19 protein-coding genes and 2 tRNA genes are annotated in these 26,832 nt (G+C 72.0%); 10 read left to right on the plus strand and 11 right to left on the minus strand.

What is annotated here, in order from left to right; all coding sequences use genetic code 11:
* Nucleotides 1-310 precede the first annotated feature (310 nt).
* From OWR29_RS32685 to OWR29_RS32700, 4 genes are all read right to left on the minus strand, one after another.
* Nucleotides 311-386, minus strand: a tRNA-His gene (locus OWR29_RS32685).
* Between the two features lie 223 nt (nt 387-609).
* The gene (gene orn / locus OWR29_RS32690; RefSeq protein WP_267567241.1) at nt 610-1,206 is read right to left on the minus strand and encodes an oligoribonuclease; all 597 of its coding nucleotides are present in this window, start codon (nt 1,204-1,206) and stop codon (nt 610-612) included.
* A 758-nt stretch (nt 1,207-1,964) separates the two neighbouring features.
* Nucleotides 1,965-6,704 (minus strand): YML083C domain-containing protein, encoded by a 4,740-nt coding sequence (locus OWR29_RS32695; RefSeq protein ID WP_267567242.1) that lies wholly within the window; start codon nt 6,702-6,704, stop codon nt 1,965-1,967.
* A gap of 103 nt (nt 6,705-6,807) precedes the next feature.
* A complete protein-coding gene (locus OWR29_RS32700; protein WP_267567243.1) occupies nt 6,808-8,478 on the minus strand; it encodes a copper resistance CopC/CopD family protein in 1,671 nt (556 codons plus the stop codon).
* A gap of 57 nt (nt 8,479-8,535) precedes the next feature.
* On the opposite strand from OWR29_RS32700, the gene OWR29_RS32705 reads away from it, so the two are divergent.
* The 7 genes from OWR29_RS32705 (at nt 8,536) to OWR29_RS32735 (ending at nt 12,665) form a co-directional block, all read left to right on the plus strand.
* Entirely contained in the window at nt 8,536-9,072 is a 537-nt protein-coding gene (locus OWR29_RS32705) for a sigma-70 family RNA polymerase sigma factor (protein ID WP_267567244.1), read from the plus strand.
* 77 nt (nt 9,073-9,149) lie between these two features.
* Nucleotides 9,150-9,644, plus strand: coding sequence for a MauE/DoxX family redox-associated membrane protein (locus OWR29_RS32710; RefSeq protein ID WP_267567245.1), 495 nt, complete (start codon nt 9,150-9,152; stop codon nt 9,642-9,644).
* On the plus strand, nt 9,641-10,381 hold the full coding sequence (locus OWR29_RS32715) for a DsbA family protein (RefSeq protein ID WP_267567246.1): 741 nt from the start codon (nt 9,641-9,643) through the stop codon (nt 10,379-10,381). Before OWR29_RS32710 ends, OWR29_RS32715 begins: the two co-directional genes overlap by 4 nt.
* The gene (locus tag OWR29_RS32720) at nt 10,378-11,361 is read left to right on the plus strand and encodes a hypothetical protein (protein WP_267567247.1); all 984 of its coding nucleotides are present in this window, start codon (nt 10,378-10,380) and stop codon (nt 11,359-11,361) included. The genes OWR29_RS32715 and OWR29_RS32720 overlap by 4 nt, the downstream gene beginning before the upstream one ends.
* Nucleotides 11,362-11,413: 52 nt before the next feature.
* On the plus strand, nt 11,414-11,890 hold the full coding sequence (gene bcp / locus OWR29_RS32725) for a thioredoxin-dependent thiol peroxidase (RefSeq protein ID WP_267567248.1): 477 nt from the start codon (nt 11,414-11,416) through the stop codon (nt 11,888-11,890).
* 154 nt (nt 11,891-12,044) lie between these two features.
* A tRNA-Leu gene (locus tag OWR29_RS32730) sits at nt 12,045-12,128 on the plus strand.
* An 18-nt stretch (nt 12,129-12,146) separates the two neighbouring features.
* A complete protein-coding gene (locus OWR29_RS32735; RefSeq protein ID WP_267567249.1) occupies nt 12,147-12,665 on the plus strand; it encodes a GNAT family N-acetyltransferase in 519 nt (172 codons plus the stop codon).
* A 105-nt stretch (nt 12,666-12,770) separates the two neighbouring features.
* On the opposite strand, the gene OWR29_RS32740 is transcribed toward OWR29_RS32735, so the two are convergent.
* Together OWR29_RS32740 and OWR29_RS32745 are read right to left on the minus strand one after the other, a co-directional pair.
* Nucleotides 12,771-13,718 (minus strand): expansin EXLX1 family cellulose-binding protein, encoded by a 948-nt coding sequence (locus OWR29_RS32740; protein ID WP_267567250.1) that lies wholly within the window; start codon nt 13,716-13,718, stop codon nt 12,771-12,773.
* Between the two features lie 75 nt (nt 13,719-13,793).
* Nucleotides 13,794-14,597: an MOSC domain-containing protein gene (locus tag OWR29_RS32745; protein ID WP_267567251.1), complete on the minus strand. Its 804-nt coding sequence runs from the start codon at nt 14,595-14,597 to the stop codon at nt 13,794-13,796.
* Nucleotides 14,598-14,729: 132 nt separating this feature from the next.
* Here OWR29_RS32745 and OWR29_RS32750 point away from each other — a divergent pair, with 132 nt between their 5' ends.
* Nucleotides 14,730-16,817: a heavy metal translocating P-type ATPase gene (locus OWR29_RS32750; protein WP_267567462.1), complete on the plus strand. Its 2,088-nt coding sequence runs from the start codon at nt 14,730-14,732 to the stop codon at nt 16,815-16,817.
* 2 nt (nt 16,818-16,819) lie between these two features.
* Here the strand turns inward: OWR29_RS32750 and OWR29_RS32755 are convergent, their stop codons facing one another.
* From OWR29_RS32755 to OWR29_RS32770, 4 genes are read right to left on the minus strand one after another with little or no spacing between them, the layout of a single operon-like run.
* Nucleotides 16,820-17,572, minus strand: coding sequence for a hypothetical protein (locus tag OWR29_RS32755; RefSeq protein WP_267567252.1), 753 nt, complete (start codon nt 17,570-17,572; stop codon nt 16,820-16,822).
* A complete protein-coding gene (locus OWR29_RS32760; protein WP_267567253.1) occupies nt 17,569-18,090 on the minus strand; it encodes an RNA polymerase sigma factor in 522 nt (173 codons plus the stop codon). Before OWR29_RS32760 ends, OWR29_RS32755 begins: the two co-directional genes overlap by 4 nt.
* Nucleotides 18,091-18,141: 51 nt before the next feature.
* Nucleotides 18,142-19,968 carry a class I tRNA ligase family protein gene (locus OWR29_RS32765; RefSeq protein WP_267567254.1) on the minus strand — a complete coding sequence of 609 codons (1,827 nt, stop codon included), beginning with the start codon at nt 19,966-19,968 and terminating at the stop codon, nt 18,142-18,144.
* On the minus strand, nt 19,961-21,274 hold the full coding sequence (locus OWR29_RS32770) for an NAD(P)/FAD-dependent oxidoreductase (RefSeq protein WP_267567255.1): 1,314 nt from the start codon (nt 21,272-21,274) through the stop codon (nt 19,961-19,963). The genes OWR29_RS32765 and OWR29_RS32770 overlap by 8 nt, the downstream gene beginning before the upstream one ends.
* Nucleotides 21,275-21,374: 100 nt before the next feature.
* Between OWR29_RS32770 and OWR29_RS32775 the strand changes: the two genes are divergently transcribed.
* On the plus strand, nt 21,375-22,541 hold the full coding sequence (locus tag OWR29_RS32775; protein ID WP_267567256.1) for a hypothetical protein: 1,167 nt from the start codon (nt 21,375-21,377) through the stop codon (nt 22,539-22,541).
* 18 nt (nt 22,542-22,559) lie between these two features.
* Here the strand turns inward: OWR29_RS32775 and OWR29_RS32780 are convergent, their stop codons facing one another.
* Complete coding sequence (locus OWR29_RS32780) at nt 22,560-25,823, minus strand: tetratricopeptide repeat protein (protein ID WP_267567257.1); 3,264 nt, start codon at nt 25,821-25,823, stop codon at nt 22,560-22,562.
* 151 nt (nt 25,824-25,974) lie between these two features.
* Here OWR29_RS32780 and OWR29_RS32785 point away from each other — a divergent pair, with 151 nt between their 5' ends.
* Nucleotides 25,975-26,823: a MurR/RpiR family transcriptional regulator gene (locus OWR29_RS32785; RefSeq protein ID WP_267567258.1), complete on the plus strand. Its 849-nt coding sequence runs from the start codon at nt 25,975-25,977 to the stop codon at nt 26,821-26,823.
* The last annotated feature ends 9 nt before the right edge of the window (nt 26,824-26,832 follow it).

Consider the following 26,832-nt stretch of genomic DNA (forward strand, 5'->3'; position numbering starts at 1 on the left):
TCCTTCCGGCCCACCAGATCTCGGCACCCCGATCGCCCCCACAAGCGGCCCCGGCTTACCGGATGCGGCGCCACGATCGTCGCCGGCCACCGGATCTCGGCACTCCGGTTCCCTCCGGGCCACCAGATCTTGGCACCCCGATCGCCCCCAAGCGGCCCCGGCTTACCGGACCTCGGCACCTCCGGTCACCACCGAGCGGCCGCCCCGGCTTGCCGGATGCCGGCGCCGCGATCGCCTCGGGCAGCTCTTGCCTACCGGCCCGGACATGGCGAAGGCCCGGTCTGCGCGACCGGGCCTTTCATAACTGCAATGGGGTGATCGACGGGACTTGAACCCGCGACCCCCTGGACCACAACCAGGTGCTCTACCAACTGAGCTACGACCACCATTGCGCACGAGGAACCAACCCCGTGGTGCCGGACAAGCATAGCCGAACTCCGGCGGTGCTCGTCCAGCGGGTTACCGGCACGGCCGGGTGACCGGTTGTCGCAGCTCGGGCGGCTGCTTTCCGGCTTTCCGGGCGGACTGCTTTCCTGGCCGGCGGCTTTTGTGGGCCGGCGCTTTTGTGGCCGGCTGCTTTCCGGGCCGGCTGCTTTTCGGGCGGCGGCGTCAGAGTTCGGCGGCGATGGCCTTGGCGGACTCGACGTCGGGGCCGGGGAGGGGGACGAAGATCGTGCGGCGGTAGTACTCGAGTTCGCGGATGCTCTCGCGGATGTCGGCCAGGGCGCGGTGGGCCAGGCCCTTGGCCGGCTGGCCGAAGTACACACGCGGGTACCAGCGGCGGCACAGTTCCTTGATCGAGGAGACGTCGATCATGCGGTAGTGCAGGAACGAGTCGAGCGCCGGCATGTCGCGGGCCAGGAAGCCGCGGTCGGTGGCGATCGAGTTGCCGCAGAGGGGCGCCGTGCGGGGGTTGGGCACGAACTGCTGGACGTACGCGAGCACGGCCTCTTCGGCCTCGGCCATGGTGATCACCGACTGGCGTACCTCATCGGTCAGACCGGACTTGGCGTGCATGTCACGAACCACCGGCGGCATCGCGTCCAGCGCCGCGTCGTCGGCATGAATGACCAGGTCGACGCCCTCACCCAGCACGTTGAGATCGGCATCGGTGACGAGCGCGGCCACCTCAATGAGCTTGTCCTTGCCCAGGTCGAGGCCCGTCATCTCACAGTCGATCCACACCAAATGATCAGCCACCCGCACAGCCTACGCCGCGCACGCATGGACCGGTGTCACGTCTTTCCGAGACACCCTCCCGGGCACGCTCCGCACAGCGATGCGCTTTGCCCGCTTTCGGGCGATGACTTCCCACTCGGGTCGTTGACGGGCTAAACTGGTCTTAACGGACGAAGCCCCCTTTCGGTTACTCCGTTCCCCCGGTAAAGGGCCCTCCGCGTCGGCAGCGCGGAGGGCCCTTTCGGCTAGTCACACCACCTCCTCCCCCGCCCGCACCGCGATGGCCACGGCAAAGCACAGACGCGAGTCGGCACCGGGATTACGGGCAACGCTCAGGCGCGGGACAACGCTCGCGCGCAGGGCGACGCTCAGGCGCAGGGCGACGCTCAGGCGCAGGGCAACCCTCGGGCGCAGGGCGACGCTCGCGCCCGGGGCGACGCTCGAGCGCAGGGCAACGCTCGAGCGCAGGGCGACGCTCGCGTGCAGGGCGACGCTCGCGTGCAGGGCGACGCTCGCGTGCAGGGCGACGCTCGCGTGCAGGGCGACTTCGAAGATCTGGAGCGACGCTCAGACAAGGGAAACGCTCGGATGCGCCGGCCGACCGGGCTCGCCGCACCAACCCGGATACTCCCCGGCGGATCGCGCCGACCGATCACAGTGGCGACGCCAGAGCGGACGCTGTCGGGCGGTTCGCGCCGGGCGACGGGGACTCGCGCCGAGTGTTCCGGTGGTGGGCAGCGAAAGGGCCCTCCGCGTCGGCAGCGCGGAGGGCCCGGTCGGGTTGGTCAGGCTTCGGGTTGTGTTCCGGGGGCGGGACGGCGGCGGCTCGGCGGTTGGTCGAGGCCGGCGTCGTCCGGCTGGTCGATGGGGGCCGTCGTGGTGATTCGGCGGCGGCGTCGCTGGGTGTTGCCTTCCAGCAGTTCGGCCGCTTCCTTTTGGTACGCCGCCAGCCAGCCGGCGGGGGTGCCGCTGCTGGCCGGGATGGCTCCGGTGCTGGTGCGCACCGGAACGTCGGCGGCCGGGCGGGGTGTGCGCGTCATGCCGGTGGCCGGCTTGGCGGTGGACCGCGCGGCGGGCTTGGCCGGGGTGGCCGGCTTGGCCGTCGAGCGGGGCTTGGCCGGAGTCGTCGCCTTGGCCGGTGCCGCCTTGGCCGCCGCGGCCTTGGTTGCGGCTGCCTTCGCCGTCCTGGCTGCGGTGGCGGACTTGGCGGCCGGTTTGTCGGTTTCGGTCTCTGCCTTGGGCTTAGTAACCCGGGCGCGGGTGGCCTTGGCCTTGGGCTTCGTGGCCTTGGCGGGCGGCGTGGCCGGCTCGTCGTCGAGCGTGTCGGCGGCCGGCTCGGAACCGACCTCGGCCGCGGCGGCGCGGGCCGCCACCGTCTGGGCGGCCTTGCGCCAGGCGGCCGGCGCCGGCCGTCCCGACGAGCCGCTGGGCAGGCGGCCCGCGAGTGAGGACGTGGGCCCTCCTTCGGTACGGCTTTGGGCCTGCGCCATGAGGTCGCGCTCGGAGTCGAGTCGGGATCGCCGCCCGGCCGTCGGCTCGGTACCGGCCGCGACCGGCTCTTCCTCGGCATCCTTCGCGCTTCCGGCGTCCTCGGCCGGACTGCCGTCGGAGGCCAGCTCGGACCGCTGCTGGAGAGAAACAGTTGCCGAACGTTCCTCGGCCGAGTCGCCCTCGCCTGCCTCCGAAGAGGCGGCGGTCGCCGACTCCGAGCCACCGACCGAAGTCGTGGACGACGGAGCACCGCTGACCGCGCTGCTGTCGCCGGTCGTTCCCGGTTCACGACCATTGGCGGCCGAAGGCGACAGGGACGAGCGCTCGCCGGCCGATTCGGTCAGGGCGGACGGCTGGTCGGTGTGCGCGCGGTCGCTTCCGGCCCCGCCAGGCGTGGCCGCCGACGTGGGTGCGGCAGCCGGAGCCGCCGACACACCGTTGGTCGCGGCCGCAGCCTGCGCCGCGCCGTTGGTGGCCGCCGGAGCCGGCGACACACCGTCGGTCGCGGCCGGAACCTGCGCCACGCCGTTGGTGGCCGCCGAACCCTGCGCCGCGCCGTTGGCGACGGTCGAAGTCTGCGGCACGCCGTTGGTCACAGCCGGAGCCTGCGACACGCCGTTCGTGACCGCCAGAGCTTGCGGCACGCCGTTGGTGGCCGCCGGAGCCTGCACTGCGCCGTTCGTGACCGCCGGAGCTTGCGGCACACCGTCGGTCGCGGCCGGAACCTGCGCCACGCCGTTGGTCGCGGCCGAAGCCTGGGGCGCGCCGTTGGTCGCGGTCAGAACCTGCGCCACGCCGTTGGTGGCGGCCGAAGCCTGGGACGCACCGTCGGTGGCCGCCGGAGCTTGCGGCGCGCCGTTGGTCGCGGCCGGAGCCTGCGGCACGCCGTTGGTCGCGGCCGGAGCCTGCGCCGGGCCGTTGGCGGCCACCGGAGGCTGCGTTGCGGCGTTGGCGGCCGCGCCGGTCAGGCCCGAGACGGCGGGTGCGGGCGAGGTCGGCGCGGCAGCCGGGATCGGAGCGGCGGGGCGGACCTGGCCGCTGCCGTTGGTCTCGGCCGAGACGGCGGGTGCGGGCGACGTCGGCGCGGCGGCCGGGATCGGAGTGCTGGGCCGGACCTGGGCGTTTCCGCTGTTCAGCGGGCCGTCGGGCGTGGTGCCGTTGGTGGGCGACATGTTGGTCGCGGCAGTGGCACCGTTCGGCGCCGCGCCCTTGGGCGGGACGCCGTTCGCGGGGGCGGGCTGCTCCGAGGTGCCGGGGCGCGCCGGTGAGGGAACGATCGGCCGGGTCGGTGACGGTGGCCGGGGAATCGTCGGGCGCGGGGGCGCCGGGGCGGTGGTGGCTCCGGGGCCGGAGTCGTCGCCTTCCTTTGGCTGGTTCCGCCGGGCGGCGTCGTCGGGTGTCGCCGATTCGGTGCCGGTGACGTCGGCTCGGGGGCTGGCCTCTTCCACGTCGGCCGCGGGGGTGGAACCCGGCTGGTTGCGAGCGTCGGTGGACGACTTGGAAGCCGGCACCGGGCGGTTGCCTTCGGTGCCGGCCTCCGTGGCCGGGCGGACCCCACTGGCGGATGGGGTGGCCGGCTCGGTGTCAGTCTTGGCGGCCGCCTGCTCTGCGAGTTCGCGTTCGCCGGCGGCCGGCTGGCCCGCGCCGGGCGCGGTGGAAGTGTGCGCTGCGGCATCCGTAGCCGAGCGTCGGCGGGGCGCGCCGGGCGACTGGCGAAGTCCCTCGGGCGTCGGGCGGTCGGCGAGGTTGGCCGGTGTGGGGTGTGCGGGGCCGGTCGGGCTCTCGGAGTTGGGGTTGGTCGGCGTGTGGTCGGGGGAAGGGCCGCGGCCGGTGGGGGCCGGGCGGCCGGGGCGGTCCGCGGGGGAAGGACGACGGCCGGGGGCCGGACGGCTCGGGGGCGGGGACTGGCGGCCGGCGCCCGAGGGTTGCGTGCGGGGCATGCCCATCGCGGACCAGTCGGTGGCCCGAGGGCCGGTGACCATGGAGACCTTCTGGTTGGCCATCCGGGGGTCGCGGCCGTCGTCCATGGCGTCCTCGCGGATCGCGCGGGCGTCGGCGGCGCCGGCCGCGTAGGCGGCGGCCACGGCGTCGATCGGGTGGCCGGCCTCGTCGTCGGCCGCGGCCGGCTCGGCGGGCGTCGCGCCCGCTGCGGCGCCGGCGGGGGCCTGGGCCTCGGACGGGACGCGGGCCGAGCCGACGGCTACGGACCCGGCCGCGGCGGAAGCAGCTTCGGCACCGACGCGGGAAGCGTCGGCATCCGACACGTGAGCAGCCGCTACAGCATCACGGGCGGCCGCCGCACCGGCGGCGGAAGGAGAGGCCGAGGCGGCAGCACCAGCAGCTCCGGCGCGAGCGGAAGCGCCCGCCGCACCGGCGGTAGCAGGCGTAGCCGGAGTAGCGGCTCCGGTGGGAGCGGAAGCGCCCACCGCACCGGCCGTAGCGGACGTGGCCGGAGTAGCGACGCCAGCAGCTCCGGCGGGAGCCGAAGCGCCCACCGCACCATCGACAGAAGCAGCCGCAACAGCGTCACGAGCAGCACCGGCACCGGCAGCGGCGGAAGCAGCAGCGGCGGCATCACGAGCAGCGCCGGCACCAGCCGCGGCGGAAGCAGCAGCGGCGGCGTCACGAGCGGGAGCGCTGACACCGGCCGAAGCGGAAGCCGACCCGGCCGCAGCGGCGGCGTTGCGAGCAGCACCGGCGGCGGTCGGGACATGGGTCCGCGGGGAGGCCGGCGACGCGGCGCCAGGCCGGTCGGCACCTGCGGCGGCTCGGCGGCGGGCCACCTCGGCCTGCCGGGCCGCGGCCTGAGCCTCAGTCTCGCGAGCCCGCACCGGCGCCGTCTCGGCCACCCAGGCCTCGACGGCCGACGGCTGGAACATCGGGATGTCGCCCGGCACCGGCACCTGGCGCTTCGCCGCCCGCTCGGGACGGCGCCCGGCCGATTCTTCCGAAGCGAACGACGAGAGCGCCGACGACGGCGCCGACGACGAGGACGAGGGCGGGGACGAGGACAAGGACGGGGACGAGGGCGAGGGCGGCGCCGACAACGGCAGCGAGCTCGCCCCGATGAACTGCAGCGGCTCCCCCGGCGCCGGCTGGCGCCCCGGGATGGCCGTGGCCGCCGCGTACTCGGCCGGGTCCGGCGGCATCCCGGGCCCGGCGGCCGGCGACGAGATCGCGGGCGGGGCGGCCGCCGCGGTGAGGGCGGGCGCCGGCGGCCAGGCCATGACGGCCGGCATCGGGCCCGGGCGGGAGTCGGCCAGCGAGCGCGGCCGGTGCGCCCCCACCGGGCGCCCGGTGGACGGCAGCAGCGGCATCGGGGCGCCGATGGCCTTCATGAGCTCCGGCACCTGGCTGGGCTCCACCACGTACACAATTTCGCGTCGCCGCGGCGGCCAGGCCAGGATCGTCATGCCGACCATCATCAGCAGGGTGCCCAGGGTGAGCAGCCCCCACGCGCTCGAGCTGAGCCAGCCCGGCCGCAGTTCGGCCCTGGTCCGCAGCTGCAGGCCCGGCGTGGCCTCGGGGCTCATGATGACCAGGCTGTACGGGCCGCCGCGGACCTCGGACGGCGTCCACGAGATCTGCCCGGCGCTGTCCGTCCGGGTCCAGATCGGCGCCAGGCCGGGCTGCAGCCGGGGGGCCGACGTGCCGGGGACGACCGTCGTGGCGACCGGCAGCGCGCCGGTGCCGATGTCGACCGTGCGAACCGTGCTGTGCTGCACCCCGGCCAGGTACTGCCGCACCGCCTCGGTCGGAGCCAGCCCGAGGAACGCCGCGCCCTGCTGGGTCTGCCCGACCAGCCGCAGCTGGGTGTCGCCGAGGCGGGTGAACGGCGCGTCGGAGCGCAGCAGCCCGTCCACGTCGTCGACCACGAGGGCGTAGCCGGGCGTGGACAGCTGCTGCAGGCGCGCGCTGAAGGCTTCGCCCTCGTCGCGGTGCTGCATGGCAGCCCACAGGCCCGCGCCGGCCAGCAGCGACGGCAGACCGATGGTCAGCGCCAGCATGCCGAGGATGGTCCGGAACACCCGCATCGCTTCTCTCCTTCAAGCTCAGAAGCAATAACGGCCCGACCATACAAGTCCAAATAACCCCAAAGTGGTCAAATAACGGCTAACTCGCTGATAGAAGTGAGGCTCACTTGACCGTGACGGTCGTGGAAAGCGTCGACTGATCGATGTCGCTCGTTCGCGCGGTGACCTTGAACGTCCACTCGCCGGCGGCCGGCAGGGCGATGTCGCCGACCGCGTGGAAGTCGGTGATCCGCAGCAACGGGATCTCGATCGGTTCGATGCCCTTGCCCGCCAGCGCGGCCGTCGCGCTCCACTCGACCACGGTCAGCGGCTTGTTGTCGGGCGTGTAGGCGTACAGGTGAATGCTGTTGTTGCCCACCGCAGCGGGGAAGACGTCGATCTGCACGGCCATCTTGTTGTCGGTCAGCGTCTTGGTCACCGTGGTCGAGACACCTGCGGTGTCCGAGGCTTCGGCCGTACGCGCGGGTGGGATCTGCACCAGCGCCGAGGTCACGCCGAGCACGACGGCCGTGATCGCTAGTTCGACCCAGACCACCCGGCGCAGCCCCCGGGGCTCGGCCTCGGCCGCCTTCGAGCGCACCAGCCGGCGCGAGTACCAGGCCACGCCGAGCACGATGGCGGCCAGCCCGACCTTGACCAGGATCAGACGCCCGTACGTGGTGAGGAAGAGCCCGTCCAGCGACGAGACCTCGATCAGCGCCTGCACCACCCCGGCCACGATCAGCGCCGCGACGGCCGTGGCGGCCCAGCGCGACCAGATCGGCAAGATGGCTCCGAGCTCTCGTTCGTCGGCCTGGCGCAGCAGGAAGGCGACCAGCATGACCAGCCCGCCCAGCCACACCGCCATGGCGGCCAGGTGGATCGCGTCGACCACCACCGACACCCCGGCCACCGGGGAGGCGGTCGGGTGCCCGGTCAGCGGCCAGGTGGCCAGCGCGGCCACGCCGAGCACGCCGAGCAGGGCCAGGTCGGTCTTGGAGTCGTTGCCGTTGCCCTTGAGCAGGGGGCGCAGCAGCAGGGCGGCCGCGCAGATCACGCCCAGGCGGACCAGCATGATCGCGCCGAACGTGCTGCCGAGCACGTCGCGCAGGTCTCCCACCCGTACGTCGAAAAGCCCCGACCCGGTCGAGTAGGGCGCCTGCAGCCAGATGGCCAGCAGCGTGCTGAACGCCACGAGGCCGAGCCCGGTCCAGACCAGGCGGCCGGGACCGCGGCGGCTCAGCCGGTGCGGCCAGAGCAGGGCGAGGACGAGCACCGGCCCGACCAGGAGCACCAGACCGGCGTACCCGAGATATTTTCCGACCGGGATGATCGCCCGCACGACCGGGTCGACCGTCTCGTCGTCGACCGTGGCCGTGGGCGTGGCCGACGCGGCGCCGACGGAGTAGGTGATGCTGCCGCCGACCGGGTGACTGTCGGCCGAGATCACGCGATAGCTGACCAGGTAGGTGCCGCGGCCGCCGCCCGAGCGCAGCGGGATGGTGACCGTGCTGCCGTCGGCCGTCGGCTCGCCCTGGTCGGCCCGCGAGCCGTCCGGCGCCAGCACCTGGATCTTGCCGTTGAGCAGCTGCACCGATTCGGTGAAGTTCAGCGTGATCTTGTTCGGCGCGTCGGGCACGATGGTGCCGTTGGCCGGGTCACTGTTGGCCAGCGCGGCGTGGGCACTCGCGGGCGCGGCGGGGCCGAGCACCACGGCGAAGAACCCGATCAACAAGCCCGCCAGTGCCGCCAGACCGCGACAAAACCGGCGCCGATCAACAGTCATGACCGACATGCTGCCCGATCGCGTCGCTCAATGCCCACCACGGGTGGTGGCGTACGATGCTGGGCCATGGACGGCCTGGACGAAACCACCTCGCTCGCCCTCGCCGCCCGCGAGGGTGACGAAGCCGCTCTGGCCGCCTTCGTGCGGGCCACCCAGGCCGAGGTCTGGCGGTTCACCGCGGCCCTGGTCGACACCGGCGCCGCCGACGATCTGACGCAGGACACGTTCCTGCGCGCCTTCAAGGCTCTGCCCGCGTTCGAGGCCCGCTCGTCGGCCCGCACCTGGCTGCTCGGCATCGCCCGCCGCACGTGTGCCGACCACCTGCGCACTGTGGTGCGCCGCCGCCGGCTCGACGCCCGCCTGGCCGCCGAGGCCTGGACGGCGTCGCCCACACCCGACCCCGGGCACCGCCTCACCACGGCCGACCTGCTCGGGCGGCTCGGCGAGGAAAGGCGTACGGCGTTCGTGCTGACCCAGGTGCTGGGCCTGTCGTACGCCGAGGCGGCCGAGATCGAGGACGTCCCGGTCGGCACGATCCGCTCCCGCGTCGCCCGCGCCCGCGACGAGCTGGTGACGGCCGTCTCCCAGGCCAGGGCGGTCTAATCAGGCAATTCCCAGCTGAACCTCAGCACAATAGAGGGAACCGGCGGGACATTTGCTTCGACTAAACGGGCGTGACCATGGACTTGAGGCAGCAGCCATCCCGGCTCGCGGCGGCCTGGCCGTGGATCTCCACCCTCGCGCGTCTCGGCCTGGCGGCGGTCTTCCTGATCGCCGGTGGGCTCAAGGTGACCGATCTGGCCGCCTCGGCGCGCGCGGTGAACGCGTACGACCTGATGTCCTACGACACCGCCAAGGTGATCGGGGCCGTGCAGCCGTTCCTGGAGATCGCACTGGGCCTGCTGTTGCTGATCGGCATCGCGACTCGGCTCAGCGCGGCCATCGCCGCCGTGCTGCTGGTGATCTTCATCGCCGGCATCATCTCGGCCTGGACGCGCGGGTTGCAGATCGACTGTGGCTGTTTCAGCAAGGGCGGGGAACTGACCGGCGGGCGCACCGCCCAGTACGGCCTGGACATCCTGCGTGACGTGGGCTTCCTGGCCTTGGCGGGCATCCTGATCTGGAAGCCGCGGTCCAAGTTCTCGCTCGACGGCGTCTTGTTGGGAGAGAGATGAGCAAGGGCAATCGGGGGCGCGACCGCTCGGCCGCGAAGCGGATCGTGGAACAGCAGAAGGCGGCCGAACGCCGCCGCCGGGTGACGATCTGGACGTCGGTCGGTGTCGTGGCGGTGCTGCTGATCGCCGGCCTGATCGGGTGGGGCGTCATCGCGAACCAGAACAAGGGCGACGTGGACACGCCGAGCGTGGCGGTCGACGACGGCACGGCGTTCGCGGTCGGCTCGGGCCCGGTGACGGTCGACGTCTACGAGGACTTCATGTGCCCGATCTGCCACGAGTTCGAGCAGCAGACCGGCCCGACGATCGCGCAGATGGTCACCGACAAGAAGGTGACCGTGCGGTACCACCCGGTGTCCATCCTGGACCGGGCGTCGAACGGCACCAAGTATTCGACCCGGTCGGCCGGGGCCGCCGCGGCCGCCGCCGTCGACGGCAAGTTCATCGAATACCACAACGTGCTTTTCGAGAACCAGCCCGAGGAGAACAGCGACGGGCTGGACGACGCCAAGCTGATCGAGCTGGGCAAGTCGGTCGGCCTGGGCGACTCGTTCGCCTCGGCGGTCAACGACAAGACGTACGACTCGTGGGTCACCCAGGTCACCGAGACGTTCTCGTCGCGCGGCTACAACGGCACGCCGACCATCGTCGTCAACGGCAAGCAGGTGACCGGCCCCAACGAGACGCTGCCGACGACCGAGATCTTCACCCAGGCCGTCACGGCGGCCGCCGGGTGAGAAGGTTCGTCCTGATCGTGGCGGTGGCCGGTGCGGTGCTCGCGCCGGCCACCCCCGCGTTCGCCCACACCGGCGACATCCCGGGCGCCACGGCGTACCGGACGTCGGTCACGGCCGTCTCGGCGCCGGGCGTCTCGGTCCGCGCGGTCGAGGCGGGGGCGCGGCTCGAGCTGTCCAACACGTCGGGGCATTCGGTCGAGGTGCTCGGCTACGCCGGTGAGCCCTATCTCGACGTACGGCCCGACGGGACCTGGCAGAACGTGAACTCGCCGGCCGCGTACATCAACGAGACCGCGAACGGCGACACCCCGGTGCCCGCGACGGCCGACGTGACCGCGCCGCCTTCGTGGCGCAAGCTCTCCGATTCGACGTCGGTGCGCTGGCACGACCAGCGGACGCAGTGGCTGAACCCGTCGACGCCGCCGCAGGCCGTGGCCGATCCGTCGCACAGCCATCGCCTGCGCGACTGGACAGTGCCGCTACGGATGCAGACCACGTCGTACGAGGTCCGCGGCACGCTCGACTGGGAACCGCCGCCGGTGGCCTGGCTGTGGTGGGCCGGCGCGGCGCTGGCCGGTCTCGCGACGGCGGCCCTGGCTCATCGGTGGCCGCGGTCGGTGCGGGCGGTCGCGCTGGTCGCTGGTCTGGCTCCTTCGGCGTACGGGGTCATGGGGCTCTCGGACGGCGCGACGCCCTCACCTGTGTTGTTTCTCGCCGCTCTGATGGCACTCGCTGCTGTGTGGCGGCACCCGCCGTTCTACCTCGCTCTGACCGGAGCGGTGGTCGCCCTCTTCGCGGGCTTCAACGAGACCCGCGTGTTCTTCGCCGCCGTGGTGCCGACGACCGGGCCGGGCTGGCTCGTGCGGCTGGCGGTCGCGCTGGCCCTCGGCGCCGGCGCGGGGCTGGCACTGACCGGCCTGCTGCGCATGCGCGCCGCCGTCCCGGCCCGCACGCCGTCACCGGGCGCCGTGACTGTGTGAGCCCGGCGGCCTTTTCGACGAGCTTGCGGGCGTGCGGTCTAGTCTCATCGGCATGACTGAGACCGCCCGACTTTCCGCCGGCGACACCGCGCCCGAGTTCAGCCTGCCGACCGACAACGGCGACCGGCTCACCCTCAAGGACCTGCGCGGACGCAAGGTCGTGCTGTACGCGTACCCGGCCGCGATGACCCCCGGCTGCACCACCCAGGCGTGTGACTTCCGAGACTCGCTGGGCTCGCTGCAGGCGGCCGGCTACGAGGTCGTCGGCATCTCCCCCGACGCCCCGGCCAAGCTGGCCAAGTTCCGCGAGAAGGACGCCATCACGTTCCCGTTGGTCAGCGACGAGGACAAGAGCGTGCTGAAGGCGTACGGGGCGTTCGGCGAGAAGAACAACTACGGCAAGACCGTCATGGGGGTCATCCGCTCGACCTTCGTGATCGACGAGAACGGCGTGATCGAGCGCGCCCTCTACAACGTCAAGGCCACCGGTCACGTCGCCAAGCTGCGCCGCGATCTTGGCATTGACTGACCCTACAGTCCGTCCGGCACCGGCCGAACCATACGGCAGGACCCTCTGACGGTCTCTCAGACCACGGCGGCTGTCACGCGGCATGATCCGCGAGGCGGCCGCCGTGCCTTTGCGTCTAGACTCTGCTGGACGTGCCGCCCGCGAGGCGGCCCGGGCGGGAGTGGCGTAATCGGCAGCCGCGCGGGTTTTAGGTGCCCGTGCCCGAAAGGGCGTGGGGGTTCAAGTCCCCCCTTCCGCACTCGTAAGAATGGGCGGCATGGCTCTCGAGTTCGTAGTGGATCCGCCGCTGACCCCGGAATTGCGAGCGGGCATCGTCGCGCTCTGGGTCGAGGTCACCAATGCGGGCGGGGCCGTCGGCTTTGTCGCGCCGGTTTCCCGTACGCAGGTCGAGCCCGTCGCCGAGGCGGCGTTCACCGGGGTCGAGGCGGGGATCGATCATCTGCTGGCCGGCTTCGACAACGGTGAACTGGTCGCGTTTTTGTTCGTGGTCAGCAATCGGTTCGCGCTCAAGGAGCACTGGCGGGTGCTCAAGCGGGTCATGGTCACACCGGCCAGCCAGGGGCGCGGCTACGGCGCTGCCCTGATGCGCGAGGCCGAGAAGTACGCGCGGCAGCTGGGCCTGGCGGCGCTGCAGGTCACCGTACGCGGGGGCGCCGGCACCGAGAAGTTCTACGAGCGACTCGGCTACCGCGAGGTCGGCCGCATCCCCGGCGCCCTGCGGGTGGGGCCGGGGGACGACCGCGACGAGTTCTTCCTCTGGCTGGCGCTGGACTAGCGCTGCCTCGGGCCGGCGCTTCTTCGGTTCGGCGCCGGCGCTTCTTCGGTTCGGCGCCGGCGCTTCTTCGGTTCGGCGCCGGCGCTTTCTCGGCTGGGGCCTCGGCTAGCAGCGGGGTGTGTCGGCGGCCAGGTCGGCGTCGAGCTGGGCCGCCTGGGTGGCGGGGGCGGGCGGCGCGGCAACGGTCGTCGATTCGAGCAGCGGGGCGGCGGGGGCCGATGTCGTCGCCTTCGGCCTGGCAGCCGCGGTGGTGTTGGCCGGCTTGGGCGTCGCCTTGGTGACGGTCTTCTTCGGCGCCTTCGCCTTCTCGGGCTGCGCCTTGATGCTGCCGGCCAGCTTCGCCGTCGTCTTCTGAGTCTTGCCCACGGCCAGCTTGATGTTGCCGACCGTCACCGAATTGCCGTACACGTCGGTGATTTTGACCTTGAAGGGCCCGTTGCCGGCGCCGCTCGGGATGGTCCAGTAGTTGTAGTCCTCGCGGGACGCGCTGCGGAAGCTGCCACCCTTGCCGGCGATCTTCACTGAGGCCAGCTGGTTCGAGTGGTTGTCGATCAGCACGCTCAGCCAGTACTGCGAGGAGCCTTCCTTCACGCGTACGGAGATCGGGCCCGGAACCGCCGCGCCGGGCACGGTCTTGTAGGTGATCGGAATGATCCCGGCCGACTGGTTGCCGATCTTCTTGAACGCGGCGAGGCTCAGGTCGAGGTGGCCGGCCGGGCACTCGGGGCACGAGTCGATGACCTTCACGCGTACCTTGCCTTTGGGCCCGGTGACGTCGATGTACGTGCCGCAGGCGGCGCCCTCGGAGTACTGGTTCTTCTGCCCGAGCGCCACGAACAGGTTGTCGGCGGGCGGGCTCGGGAACGAGCAGTTGCCGAGCGTGCCGTCCAGCGAGAAGTACGTCGCCTTGCCCTTCGACGCCGAGGTGGACGGCGGGGCGGCGCAGGCGGAGCCGCTGTTCTGCAGCACGAGCGCCACTCCGAGGACGGCGGCGAGGATGCCGGCGCCGCCGAGGGCGAGCCAGCGGGGCGAGAACAGGCGAGAAGCGGTCACGGTCGCCGATCCTGCGCGGACCGCGTCGGTGGCGGCAACTTTCCTAAGACACTCCTAAGACTCCGGTGGCGGGCTTCACCCGGTCGGGACCTCGACCGTGTCGCCCAGGCGCAAATAACCTAATTCGTCCGGAATGAGATTGATTGCGAAGAGTAAGCCAGTTTCGAAGCGGCGGCGTTTCCCGAGCATCCGCAGCGGCTGGCGGCCCTTCTCGCCCGTCTCCTGGTCGATGGTGGTGACGACGCACCGCGAGCACTCCTTGGCGGCCCGGAAGCTCAAGCCGCCGATCCGCAGCCGGCCGCCGAGCCAGTCGTCCTCGGCCCACGGCTCGGCCCCGCCGACGACCAGGTTGGGCCGGAAGCGGGTCATCGGCACCGGCTCGTCGCCCGCCTCGGCCAGCCAGTCGTTGAGCGCCGACAGTGAAGCCTCGTTGGCCAGCAGCAGCGGGAAGCCGTCGGCGAAGCTGACTGGTTCGCCCGGCCGCGCGTGGGACTCGATCGCCCGTCCGGCCGGGTCGGCCTGCCACACGAGCCGGACGTCCCGGCCGAGGAACTGGCTGCTCCACTCCTTCTCGGCCACGCGGGCGGGCACCGGGGGCTTGCTCCGGAAGACCCGCACGAACTCCTCGGGACCGTCGACCGGCTCGGCCACCTCGAGGGGCGCCAGACCCGGGGCTTGCAACAGCAGGCCGCCGGCACGAGGAGTGACCGACAGCTGGGTGAGAAGAGACGTGTCGCGCTGCGTGATGGCGATGCCCTCGGCGTCGACCATCGCCCAGCGGCGGTCGCCGGCCAGACCCCACGGCTCGACCCGGGCGGTGGCGTGCTCGACGCGGTGACACCCCTTGACCGGATGGGTGTAGAGGGCCGTGATGCGCATTACCCCAGCCTGCCACGGCGCAGGTCACTCGATTGTTCCCGGCGCTTGATACCTCTGACTCGAGCCGGGCAGCTCTTGGCTTATACCCCCTGGGGGTATAAGTTGCCGACAGGAGGTGGCGCGATGACCGAGATGCAGCACCCCGAGCACGTGGATCACGCTGGGCACGGCGCGCACGGCGGGCACGCGGGGCACGACCCCGCGATCTTTCGGCGGAAGTTCTGGCTGAGCTTCGCGCTGACCGTGCCGATCGTGGTGACCAGCGAGATGGTCATAAAGTGGTTCGGGTACTCGCTCGACTTCCCCGGCATCGGGTGGGTCGGGCCGGTGCTGGGCACGTTCGTCTTCCTGTACGGCGGGTGGCCGTTCCTGACCGGCGCGGTCGGCGAGATCCGTGGGCGCGCGCCCGGAATGATGCTGCTCATCGCGATGGCGATCACCGTCGCGTACGCGGCCTCACTCGCCACCAGCGTCGGCCTCTTCGAGCTGGACTTCTGGTGGGAACTGGCCGCCCTGGTCACGATCATGCTGCTGGGCCACTGGCAGGAGATGAAGGCGATCGGCCAGGCCCAGGGCGCCTTGTCCGCGCTGGCCGCCCTGCTGCCCGACGAGGCCGCACTCCTGAAGGACGACGGCACTTCTGAAAACGTACCGGTGACGGCCCTCAAGATCGGCGACCGGGTGCTCGTGCGCTCGGGCGGCCGGGTGCCCGCCGACGGGCGTGTCGTCGAGGGCACGGCCGAGATGGACGAATCCATGGTTACCGGAGAATCAAGACCGGTTTCCCGTACGGTCGGCGACCGCGTCGTGGCGGGCACGGTGGCCACCGACTCGGCCCTCCGGATCGACGTCGACGCCGTGGGCGAGAACACCGCCCTGGCCGGCATCGGCCGCCTGGTCGCGCAGGCGCAGGCCGCCGGGGGCCGGGCCCAGGTGCTGGCCGACCGGTTCGCCGCCTGGCTGTTCTATGTGGCCGCGGGCGCCGGTCTGATCACCTTTGTGACGTGGTGGGCGCTCGGCAGCCTCGACCAGTCAGTCGTGCGCACGGTGACAGTGCTGGTCATCGCCTGCCCGCACGCCCTGGGCCTGGCCATCCCGTTGGTGATCGCGCTGTCGACGGCCCTGTCGGCGCGAGCCGGAATCCTGATCAAGGACCGCCTGGCGCTGGAGAGGATGCGTACGGTGAATGCAGTTCTCTTCGACAAGACGGGAACCCTCACCAAGGGCTCGCACACGGTGACCGGCGTCGCCGCCACGGCCGGTCACACCGACGACGAGGTGCTGCGGATCGCCGCCGCCGTCGAGAGCGACAGCGAACACCCGCTGGCCCGAGCCCTGGTCCGCGTGGCCCGCGAGCGCGACCTGACCGCCACCGCGACCGGCTTCCGCTCCCTGACCGGCCGCGGAGTTCAAGCGGTGGTCGACGGCCACACGTACGCGGTCGGCGGCCCGGCCCTCCTCCGCGAACTGACCGCAGCCTCGCCGGTCTCCGCTTCAGCAGCACCCGCCCCGACGGCGGCCTTGGCTTCGCTGGTTCCGGTTGATTTGGTGGAGCCGGCCGAAGCCTGGTCGGGGCGGGGCGCCGCCGTGCTGCACCTGGTGCGTTTGGGCGACGGCGGGCCTGAGGTGATCGGAGCGTTCGCGCTGGAGGACGAGGTGCGCCCCGAAGCCCGCCAGGCCATTCAGCAGCTGCGCGCCCACGGCGTCGAGAAGCTGGTGCTGATCACCGGCGACGCCCGCCCGGTGGCCGAGGCTGTGGCCGCCGACCTCGGCCTGGACGAGGTGTTCGCCGAGGTCCTGCCCGCCGACAAGGACAAGGCCGTGGCCGACCTGCAACGACGCGGCCTGACCGTGGCGATGGTGGGCGACGGTGTGAACGACGCCCCCGCCCTGGCCCGGGCCGACGTCGGCCTGGCCATCGGCGCCGGCACCGACGTGGCGATCGAGTCCGCCGGCGTGGTGCTGGCTTCCTCCGACCCCCGGGCCGTGACCAGCGTGATCAAGCTGTCCCGGGCCTCGTACCGCAGGATGATCCAGAATCTGGCCTGGGCCGCCGGCTACAACGTCGTCGCCATACCCCTGGCCGCCGGCGTCCTGGCCTGGACCGGCTTCACCCTGAGCCCCGCCGTCGGCGCCATCATGATGAGCGCGTCCACCATCGTCGTGGCCCTGAACGCCCAACTACTCCGCCGGGTGCACCTCACGCCCGAGGATCAATGAGCTCACGGCATTTCTGAGGGCAGGTACGTCGTTTTTCCGGTGGCGGTGTGGGCGGTCACGGTGAATTCGTCGGTGCCCTCGCCACCCTCGGGGCCGGGCCACCAGGCGCCCCACCAGCCGTCCTTGACGCTGGCCTGGATGGTGCCGCCGTCGTTGAGGCGCAGCTCGATGCTGGTCACGCCGGGGTCGGCCAGGCCGATGATGTTCGAGAACATGTCGTCGCCATCGCCGTAGGAGCTGCGGGTTTCCAGGGTGAGCTTGCCGGCGGGCGGGGGTGGCAGGGGGGTGCCGTCGGTCAGGCCCATCGAGGCGAAGCCGGCGTCGCCGACGCCGAGGCATTCGACGATGTGGCCGTTGGTCTTGCGCATGATGATCATGGTGGCGTCGCCGCGTTGTTCGGCCAGGATCACGTCGGACGGGCGGACCTGGGTCGAGCTGCCTTCGACGTCACTCTTTCCGCAGGTCTTGGCCTGGTCGAGAACCTGGTCGCCGGTACGGGCGGTGGGCACGGCGGTCCACGAGGCGATCGCCTGCTGGGTCGCGCCGGGGAACAGGGCGGGCACGACAACGGCACCGGCCACGCCGAGCGCTGCGGCCGCCACGGTGACCGCGCCGGCGGCGAGCCAGCGGGGACGGCTGGCCGGAGCGGAAGCCATCGTGCGCTCGACGAAGGCCCGGGAACGGTTCCACTGGGCGTCGGTGGGCTCGTTGTGGCGGGCCGGGTCGAGGACGGCCAGTTCTTCGAGGTCGTTCATGACAGCTCCTGAAGAGTGCGCGGGGGGACGGGTTCGAGGGCGGCCTGCAGCCGCTGGCGGGCGCGGGCGAGCCGCATGGTGAACGTCGAGCGGCGGATGCTCAGCACGGTGGCGGCCTGGTCGGAGGTCAGCCCGTCGAAGGCGACCAGCGCCAGCACCTCCCGGTCGGCGGCACTCAGCGACCGCCAGGCGCGCTGCAGGTCGAGGCGGGCCGCCGTCCCGGAACTGCCGTCGGGCACCTCGTGCTGTTCGGTGGCGGTGAGCCGTACGTCGAGGGCCCGGCGCCGCAGCCAGCCGCGGGTCTGGTTGGCCATCGTGCGGCGGGCCACGGCGAACAGCCAGGGCCGCGCGTCCTCGGGCAGCTCGGTGTGCCGCCGCCAGGCCGTGAGATAAACCGTGGAGACGATGTCCTCGGCCTCGTCGGGCGGCACCCGCCGCTCGACGAAGCGGAGCAGGTCGGCGAACGTGCTCTCGTGCAACGCACGAAACCGTTCCTCGGCTGTTCCTTGGTGGTCCATGCCCCCTACCTGTCCGGCTCCCCGCAGACTGCCACACCCCGTCGCCGAGATTCAGCGAGTGACGAGGTTGACCAGTTTCGGTGGGCGGACGATCGCTCGGGTCACTTCGCGGTCGGTGGTGGCTCGGGCCAGGGTTTCGAGGGCGGCGGGAGTGATGTCGGGTGGCACCTGGAGGCGGTCGCGGACCTTGCCGTTGACCTGGACCACGCAGGTGACGGTGCGGTCGGCGGACAGGATCGGGTCGATGGCCGGCCAGCCGGCGCGGGCCACGGTCGGCGGGTGGCCCAGGCGGGACCACATTTCTTCGGCCACGTACGGGGTGAACAGGGACAGCACCACGGCCAGCACCTCGGTGGCCTCGCGGGTGGCCGGGTCGGCGGGTGGGGCGTGGCGGGCGGCGGTGGCCAGTTGCATCGCGCGGGCCACGGCCACGTTGAAGCGGCGCTCCTCGATCAGGGCGGTGATCTGCTTCAGCAGCCGGTGAGTCGTGCGGCGCAGTTCTTCTTCGCCGGATTCGAAGGCCACGCCAGGCGACGAAGTCACATTGCCGGCCAGACGCAGCACGCGACTCAGGAAGCGGGCCGCGCCGCCGGGTGAGACGTCGGCCCAGTCGATGTCGTCCTCGGGCGGGCCGGCGAACACCATCGACAGGCGAACAGCGTCGACGCCGTACGTGTCGAGCTGCTCGCCCAGATGGACCATGTTCCCGCGGGACTTGCTCATCGCCGAGCCGTTCAGCACGACCTGACCCTGGGTGAGCAGGCGGCGGAACGGCTCACCGAAGTCGATCAGGCCCAAGTCACGCAGCGCTTTGGTGAAGAACCGGGCGTACAGCAGGTGCAACACGGCGTGGCCGGGACCGCCGACGTACTGGTCGACCGGCATCCACCGCCGCACCTCGTCCGGGTTGAAGGGCCCCTGCGCGTACGAGGGTGAGCAGTACCGCAGGAAGTACCACGACGAGTCGACGAAGGTGTCGAGCGTGTCCGTGTCGCGCTCGGCCGGGCCGCCGCACCGGGGGCACGCCACCTCGACCCAGTCGCGGGCAGCCGCCAGCGGCGACACGCCCCGGGGTGTGAGGTCGGCGCCGCGCAGGTCGGGCAGCTCCACAGGCAGCTGATCGTCGGGCACCGGCACGACACCGCACTCTCCACAGTGCACAACCGGAATCGGGCAGCCCCAGAATCGCTGCCGGGAAACGAGCCAGTCCCGCATATGGCCGATCCAGTTGCGCTGCATGGTGAGAACGGCGGGCGGCCATTTCCCCTCGAGCTCGGCCATGTCGTCGAGCAACTGATTCGCGTACGCCGTAATTCGCAGAAACCATTGCGTGAGTTCACGGTCGACCACCTCAGCGCCGCACCGTTCGCAGCGCCCGCCGATCACTTGCTCATTGGCGAGCACGGTCTGATCGGCCGGGCACCAGTTCACCGGAGCCCGGCGCCGCTCGGCCAGCCCACCCTCGTACAGGCGCAGAAACAGCCATTGCGTCCAGCGGTAGAACGACGGATCGCTGGTGTGCAGGCGAGTTCCCCAATCGACCGACGTCGCGTAACGCCGGAACGTCTCGGCCTGGGTCTCGATGTTGGCGTAGGTCCAGTCGGCCGGGTGGATGCCGCGTTTGATAGCCGCGTTCTCGGCCGGCAGCCCGAACGAATCCCATCCGATCGGATGCAGCACGTCGAATCCCTGCTGCGTCCAGAAACGGGCGATCGCGTCGCCCAGCGCGTACGCCTCGGCATGGCCCATGTGCAGGTCACCCGAGGGGTAGGCGAACATGTCGACGACCGTGCGGCGCTCACCTTCCCGCGCGAGGTCGAGCGACTTCCACACCGGCCGCCATTTGCGTTCCAGCGCTGCGAAGTCGTAGTCACCCATGCCGTTGACGTTCGCGCGCCTTGCGCAGCACGCGCAACGCAAATTCGGGGCGCATCAGCACCGAGGGCGGGTCGACCAGGTGCTGGACCCGGGAGAACGCGCGGTTGACGCTGGGGTCGATCTGTGACGCGTACGCGATCTGACGGGAATACCAATTCCGCAGTCTGATGCCTCGCGGGTGCGGGCCCGACGTCTGCGGATAGGTGAAGTCGCCACCCACGGCGAACTGCCACGGGGTGTCCACAATGACGGAGACGGCCGCGTAATACTTACGCGCCATCGCCGTACCCGAATCGCTGTCGAGAGCGGCCCCCAACGCGCTCGACGACAAGGCGGCACAGGTCATGCCCTGGCCGTAGATCGGGTTGAAGCTGCAGACCGCGTCGCCGAGCGCGACATATCCCGGCGGTGGCTCCTCCAGCCGTTCGAACAGCCGGCGTCGCGACGACGGAAACTTCGTCACCACCACGTCGCTCAGCGGCTCGGCCCGGGCGATCACCTCGCTCAGCAGCGGATCGGGCAGCTCACTGGCGAACCGCTCGAACGTCCCGGCGTCGGTCGGCACCTCCGGGAAATGCCAGCCTCCGATCCCGACCAGCCAGCGGTCGCCCTCGACCGGCAGGGCCAGGCCGCCGACCCGCTCGCCGGGCGAGGTGGGCAGAGTGAACAGGGCCGACCAGTCCGGCAGGTCGCCCGGCCGGCGGCGGTAGAGACGGGACGCGTACGCGACCCCGACCTTGACCTCGAGCTGACTCGGCGTGGCCAGCCCGAGCGCGGTGAGCCACCGATCGGACCGGGCGCCGCGGCCGCTGCAATCCACGACCAGGCCGGCGCTGATCGTCTCCCCGGTGTCGAGGACGACACCGGTCACCCCGGCCGCGCTACCGGTCAGGCCGGACACGGCCACCTGCTCACGGATGGTCACGCTCGGCAGTTTCACGACCCGTCGGCGCAACAACCCCTCGATGAGCGGTCGGGTGGCCGACACCAGATCGACCCCGGATGGCGCCGACGGCCACCGCCGGCCGAGGCGATAGGTACACAAGCCGGTGCCAGTGTCGAACTTCGTTCCCCCGGCCTCGATCAGCTCGCCCTCGAAACCGGGGAAGCGCGCGTTCAGCTCCCGCATCCCCGCCGCCAGCAGGATGTGTGGCTGACTTCCCTGCGGCACGCCCCGCCGGGGCACCGCCTCGTCCGGCAACGAGTCCCGATCGAGCACGATCACCCGGCCGAACCGTTCACTCAGCACCCGGGCCGCGGTCAGACCCGCCGTGCCCGCCCCGATCACCACCGCCGTGTTGTCCACATCAGCCAGTTAACCGAGACACGCGCGTCCGCCGCGACCCCACGATGGGCTTGAGTTCCGGCACCCTGGATCGACGAACGCCAACGGAAGGGCTGGGCCCGTGTCCACGGAACTCCCGGAGTCGTATCCCCTCGCCCGAGCCGCGCTGGCCGCCGGCGACGACGATCCGCCGTCCTTCGAGCGCGGCGAGGCAGCCGCCGACGAGGTCATCGCCCTGGAGGCGGCCGCGGGTGCCATGGACCGCGACGACCCACTCGTCGGCCTCTACCTACGCGCGGCGGGCCGGCTGGCGCACCTCATGTTCCGGGACGTGCTGGCCGAGGTCGCCGACCGGCGGCCGGTTTCGCCGCACCTCGACCGGGTCCGCGCCGCCCGCCCGATCACGGTCACCGCGGCCTGGGCCGGGCCGGTGGCCGAGACCTGGCTGCGCACCCTCACCCCGGTGCGCGATCGGGAGGCCGTCCTGCGGCAGCACCGGATAGCCGCGTTGCTCAAGCACACCCGCCAGGGCGAGATTCGCGAGGCGTACGAGGATCGGACCGGCCGATACGTGCTGGTGCTGGCCGACGCGGACGGCACGTGGATGTGCGCCGAGTGGCAGCGCGATCCGGCGGTGGCGGCCACCTGGACCGACGAGACAGTGCTGGCCGCCGACCGCCCTGTCCCCGGTGGCCCGGCCGGTCCGCTGCTCGCGCTGACCCCGGGTCCGGACGGCACGGTACGGGTCGATCCGTTCCCGGCCGGCCCGGTCGAGGGCGGCCCGCTGACGTTCGACTTCGGCGAGCGCCCCAGTGCCGTACGGCGCCTGTTGCTTCTGCTTCTGCCCTTGGCCCTCGACCCCGAGGCGGCGAGCTTCGCGACGCGGCCGTTCGTCTTCGACACCCTCATCGACCAGCCCGGCATGGCGTTGTGGCCGGCCCTGACCGCCCCCGCCGCCGAGTTGCGACTGCCCTGGCCCACGATTCGCCAGCTCGCGGCAGCCGACATCGCGCACGCTCGCCGACTGCTGGCCCCCGGCGCGCCACCGATCCACCGCTATTACGCCATCCACGACGGCGACCGGTTCTGGCAGGTGGTGCGCCAGTCCGCCGACCCCGACGGCCACACCACCGACCGGCACATCGGCCCCGACGGCGCCTGGACCCCATCGACAATCCTGACCGAGATCCGCATCGGCAAACGCGACGACGACTACCGCCGGCTGACCCCCGAAGAGGCCGACGAGCATGTCGCCACGATCAGAGCCCGCTGGGCCCGGCGTCGATGAGCTCGTCGGGGTGGCGAGCTAGACGACTCCCAGGCCGAGGAGGACCACGGCGCCCAGGGCGCCCGCGCCCGCCAGAAGCCCGGCCCGGCTGAGCTGCGCACCGTCCAGCGGCGCGACGGGAACGAGCAGGGACGCCACCATGATGACGGCCGCCGTCGCCAGGGCTCGGACGATCGGGACCGGGAACGCCGCCGCCTCGACGTACAGCGTCATGCCGGCCAGCCCGAGCGCCAACGGCGCGGCGGCGTGGACCCGGGGTGCGGTCGCGGCTGGGCGTATCACCGGAAGCGGCGCCCACGGGGCCAGCACGGCCGTGACCGCGCCGAACGCGATACCCGGTCCCCAGCTCGATTGCTCGGCCACCTCGTCGGCCCGGCGTGCGGCATAACGCCGGGCCTGCAGCACTACCGCGGTAAGCACGAGTACGCCGAGGATCAGGCCGAGCGTCTCGACAAGCGAATCGCGGCCGCGCACACCAGCGGAGAAGCCGAAGATCAGCGCGGTCGCAGCGACGGCCCAGAACGGGCTGCGCAGCCGGCTCAGCACCGAGTGCCGCTCCGCGCGGGCCCCCATCGCCTCCAACCACTGCTGGGCGTCGCCTTGTGCGCCGGCGGCGCGCGCCAGCGTAAGGCCGAGGACCAGGACGGCCAGGACGCCCGTGGCCGGCCCGGGGGAAAGCGGCGGCAGGCCGGCCAGGCTCCAACGGGGAGGCAACGGCTTCGACAGGTCCAGCCCGGATCGGTACGTGGCCACGTCCGTCGTCGGCTGCCGCGGCGCCTCCCGCAGTTTCGCGTCGAGGGCGAAAGCGCGGGCGAGGGCGCCCTGCGAATGCAGGAAGCGCAACGGACCCATTCGCCCGTAGACGACACCGAGGTTGAACCAGCCAAGTGCGTAGTCGGGCCGGGCGCCGACCGACCGCCGCAACGCGGCCACGGCCTCGTCCTCGTGGCCGAGCCGGGCCAGCGCGACGCCGAGGTCGTTGGCCGCCGGGAACGCACCGGGGTCACTCACCAGCGCCTGGGCGTCGTAGCGGGCCGCCGCCTCGTACCTTCCGGCCCGCTCGGCGGCGAAGCCGGCGTTCATCAGGAAGACCGGGTTGGCCGGATCGGCCTGGAGCGCCCGGGCCGCCGACTGAGCGGCGGCGTCGAACCGGCCCAGCCCGATCTCGGCCAGCGACTGGTTGGCGTCCAGGCGCTCCGGGCGCAGGGCGGCCGGGTCGAGCGGCAGGTGGGGCAGCAGGTCATGGGCCGCCGTGTAGTTGTCGACGGCCGAGTGCAGCCGCCCGGCCGTACGCTCGGCGTCCGCGATCTGGGCGTGTGCGTGGTAGCACAGCAGCGCGAACTTCTCGGCCGCGCCGAGGTCGGGTTTTTGCTGCTGACGCCAATACGCCGCCGCCCGTTCCGAGTCGTCGGCCACCGTACGCAGAAGGGCCAGGCCTTCCTCGAGCCGCGCGGTCCGCAGCAGGCTCGCCCCTCGATTGAGGTGCATCCGCCATGTCAGGAGGTCCTGGTCCCACTGGATGGCGCGCACTTTGCGGGCCGCCGCGTCGAATGCCGACGCCGCCTCCTCGTACCGGCCCCGAAGGAACAAGACTTCGCCGAGCCGTTGCCGGGGCAGCGGATCGGCCGGACCGACGCCCACGGTCCAGGACCGGATCGCTTCCTCGGCCCGCGGGAGGTCGCCCGCCCACCGGAACAGATTCTGCCGGGCGTCCTCGATGTCGTCGCGGGACCGGCCGGGCACGAAGTCAGGGTCCTGCTTCCGGGTCGGCCGGCCCTGCTCGAGGCGGGCGATCTCGCGGAGCGCGACCCCGTTCAGCCGGCAGTAGCCTCGCGGCACCTTGCCGTCGAGGTCCAGCATGCCCGGGAGGGTCGTGGGAAAGCTGGCTAGAACCTGGTCGATCTGCCCGGCCAGGATCGCGTCGCGCCGCCAGCCGAAGCCGGGACAGTCCGGATCCGCGCCCACGGTGTCGCTCTCCCGGTAGGCCGGGATGAACGCCAGGTCCTCCACGTCTCCGCCGGCCCCGCCCGGCATGAACTGCAGATCCACTGTGATCGGTAGATGGGTGGCCACCCCGGTCGACTGCGGCCCCACCGGCTCCCGGTCGGCCTCGTCGACGATGCCGCCCGGCACCGGGAAGACGAGTGACGTGGTGGGATAGGCGCCGTCGCCAAGACGCGCCAGCGTGCGCGCCGCCGACGCGGCCGGGCCGTGCCGGCGGGCTTCCTCCTCGGCCGTCGTCAGCAGTTCGAGCAGCGGACCCTGGTGGGGAGCGTCGCGCATCACCCGCCGTACGGTCTCCGCGGCCCGCCGAGGTTCGCCGAGGGCGATCAACGCGCGCGCGAGCCCTGGTCCGGCGGCGATCGGGTCGAGGTCGTACGCCGCGAGATAACCCTCGGCGGCGGCCCGCAGCCGTTCCCGGGCGGTGAACGGCCGCAGCCGCAGCAACCGGAGCCCGGCCCGCAGATCGTTGTCGGCGGCGCCGGTGAGCGCCGGGAGCGACCCGGGAAAACGCCGGCTGAGCCGGGTGAAGACCGCGGTCGCCCGGTCGTCCGCTTCCCTCGGGGCCGGCTCGCCGTCGAACTGGAGCACGCGGTGGGCGCGCTGGGAGAGATATTGACCGTGGATCCACAGGGGTGTCGGATCATCCGGGCACGACTTCTCGGCCCGCGCCGCCTCCTCGCGCACCACCTCGTCGCGGGGCAGCTCGTCGGCGGCGACCAGCAGCAGAAGGTTGAGCTGAGCAGCACAGTCACCCGTTTCCCGCCCGCGTTCGAGCAGCGCGTACGCCGCCGCGGACGCGCTGATCGCCGGGTAGTCGATCGTGCCGCCGCCCGGGATGTTCAGCGCCCGCAGACGGATCAGCGCGGCTCCGAGCCGGACGGCGGCGTCGGTGCGTCCGCCGCCGGGTGCCGCGTCGAGCAGCCGCGTCATGGCCGGATACCGGTACGGATAGACCGCCTGGTCGTCCCCGTCCCGGAGCGAGTTGTCCTGCAGAAACGTCTCCGCCCGAAGCAGCCGTTCGAAGGCGGCGGCACCGTCCGGGCCGAGCGCCGCGACGGCCGGCGGCCGCAGCGCGGCGACGTCGACGGGCCCGGTCCCAGCCGGTAGCCCGTCCGGCAGCGGCCGCAACGTCGCCGTCGACCGATCGCCCGGCAGCGCCGACGCCTTCAGGTCTCGCGGCGGCGGCACCGGCTGTGCGGCGGCGATGATCGCCGCCAGCGGGACGACGAGCACGAGCAGGAGCACCCCGGTCAGCACGCCGAGGTGGGCGATGGTCACTCGCCTCAACCCACGGGGATTCTCGGCCACCGGCGTTCCCCTCGTCCGGACCATTGTCTTCAGGCCGGCGGACCACGGCGATGCCTGCGTCGCGTAACCGACCGACCGGCTCCCCTAGCGCTCTGAAAGATTTCATGCATAAGCTGCTGGTGTGAATGGCGGAGTGGTCAAGACGGGTGAGCGTGTGCTCGACCTGTTCGCCGGGGCGCGGCTCACGCCGACTCAGCGACGGATCGCGCACTGCCTCGTCGAGCACGCGGGCAAGGCCGCCTACTTCTCCGCGGCTGAGGTGGCCGAGCTGGCCGGGGTCAGCCAACCCTCGGTCACCCGGTTCGCCGTTGCGCTGGGTTACGAGGGTTATCCGGCCTTGCGGCGCGTGTTGCGGGAACTGACGGACGGGGCGGACGGCGACCCCGGCCGGGAGCACAACGCCATGCAGGCGGCTGTAGCCGCCGAGGCCGACCACCTCGGGCGGCTCTGCCAGCAGCTGGGCCGGCTGGATGACGTACGGCGAGGGGCCGACATTTTGATCCGGAGCCGGCCGCTGCCGGTGCTGGGATTGCGGTCGGCCGCGCCGCTCGTGGGTTATTTCGGATACTTTGCCAGCAAGGTGCACCCGGACGTCCGCGTGCTCGACTCGGGTGGGACGTCGCTGCTCGACCGGCTCGATCAGGCCCGGGCGGCCGGCGCCGGTGCCATGCTGGCGCTGGTGCTGCCGCGCTACCCGCGCGAGTCGCTCGAGGCGGTGCGGGAGGCACGAAGCATGGGGTACGCGGTGGTCGCGATCACCGATTCGGCCGTGTCGCCGGTCGCCGAGCACGCGGACGTCGTGCTGCCCGCGGCGGTCGGCACGCGGCTGGTGTTCGACCTGCACACCGGGCCGATGGCGATGGCCATGGTGCTGCTGCAGGCGATGTGCGACGCCGACCCCGAACCGGTGCAGCAGCGGTTGGAGCAGTTCGAGGCGACGGCCACGCGCCGGCAGATCTTTCAAGCGTGAGGAAGGGCG

The organism is Paractinoplanes pyxinae, assembly GCF_026626335.1.
Lineage (GTDB): Bacteria > Actinomycetota > Actinomycetes > Mycobacteriales > Micromonosporaceae > Actinoplanes > Actinoplanes pyxinae.

Coding starts and splice junctions, on each gene's coding strand:
- OWR29_RS32765 (WP_267567254.1), bottom strand. CDS start 19,968: ATGGGTGACTACGACTTCGCAGCGCTGGAACGCAAATGGCGGCCGGTG.
- OWR29_RS32760 (WP_267567253.1), bottom strand. CDS start 18,090: ATGGACCACCAAGGAACAGCCGAGGAACGGTTTCGTGCGTTGCACGAG.
- OWR29_RS32735 (WP_267567249.1), top strand. CDS start 12,147: ATGGCTCTCGAGTTCGTAGTGGATCCGCCGCTGACCCCGGAATTGCGA.
- OWR29_RS32695 (WP_267567242.1), bottom strand. CDS start 6,704: ATGCGGGTGTTCCGGACCATCCTCGGCATGCTGGCGCTGACCATCGGT.
- OWR29_RS32715 (WP_267567246.1), top strand. CDS start 9,641: ATGAGCAAGGGCAATCGGGGGCGCGACCGCTCGGCCGCGAAGCGGATC.
- OWR29_RS32755 (WP_267567252.1), bottom strand. CDS start 17,572: ATGAACGACCTCGAAGAACTGGCCGTCCTCGACCCGGCCCGCCACAAC.
- OWR29_RS32710 (WP_267567245.1), top strand. CDS start 9,150: ATGGACTTGAGGCAGCAGCCATCCCGGCTCGCGGCGGCCTGGCCGTGG.
- OWR29_RS32705 (WP_267567244.1), top strand. CDS start 8,536: ATGGACGGCCTGGACGAAACCACCTCGCTCGCCCTCGCCGCCCGCGAG.
- OWR29_RS32745 (WP_267567251.1), bottom strand. CDS start 14,597: ATGCGCATCACGGCCCTCTACACCCATCCGGTCAAGGGGTGTCACCGC.
- bcp (WP_267567248.1), top strand. CDS start 11,414: ATGACTGAGACCGCCCGACTTTCCGCCGGCGACACCGCGCCCGAGTTC.
- OWR29_RS32700 (WP_267567243.1), bottom strand. CDS start 8,478: ATGTCGGTCATGACTGTTGATCGGCGCCGGTTTTGTCGCGGTCTGGCG.
- OWR29_RS32750 (WP_267567462.1), top strand. CDS start 14,730: ATGCAGCACCCCGAGCACGTGGATCACGCTGGGCACGGCGCGCACGGC.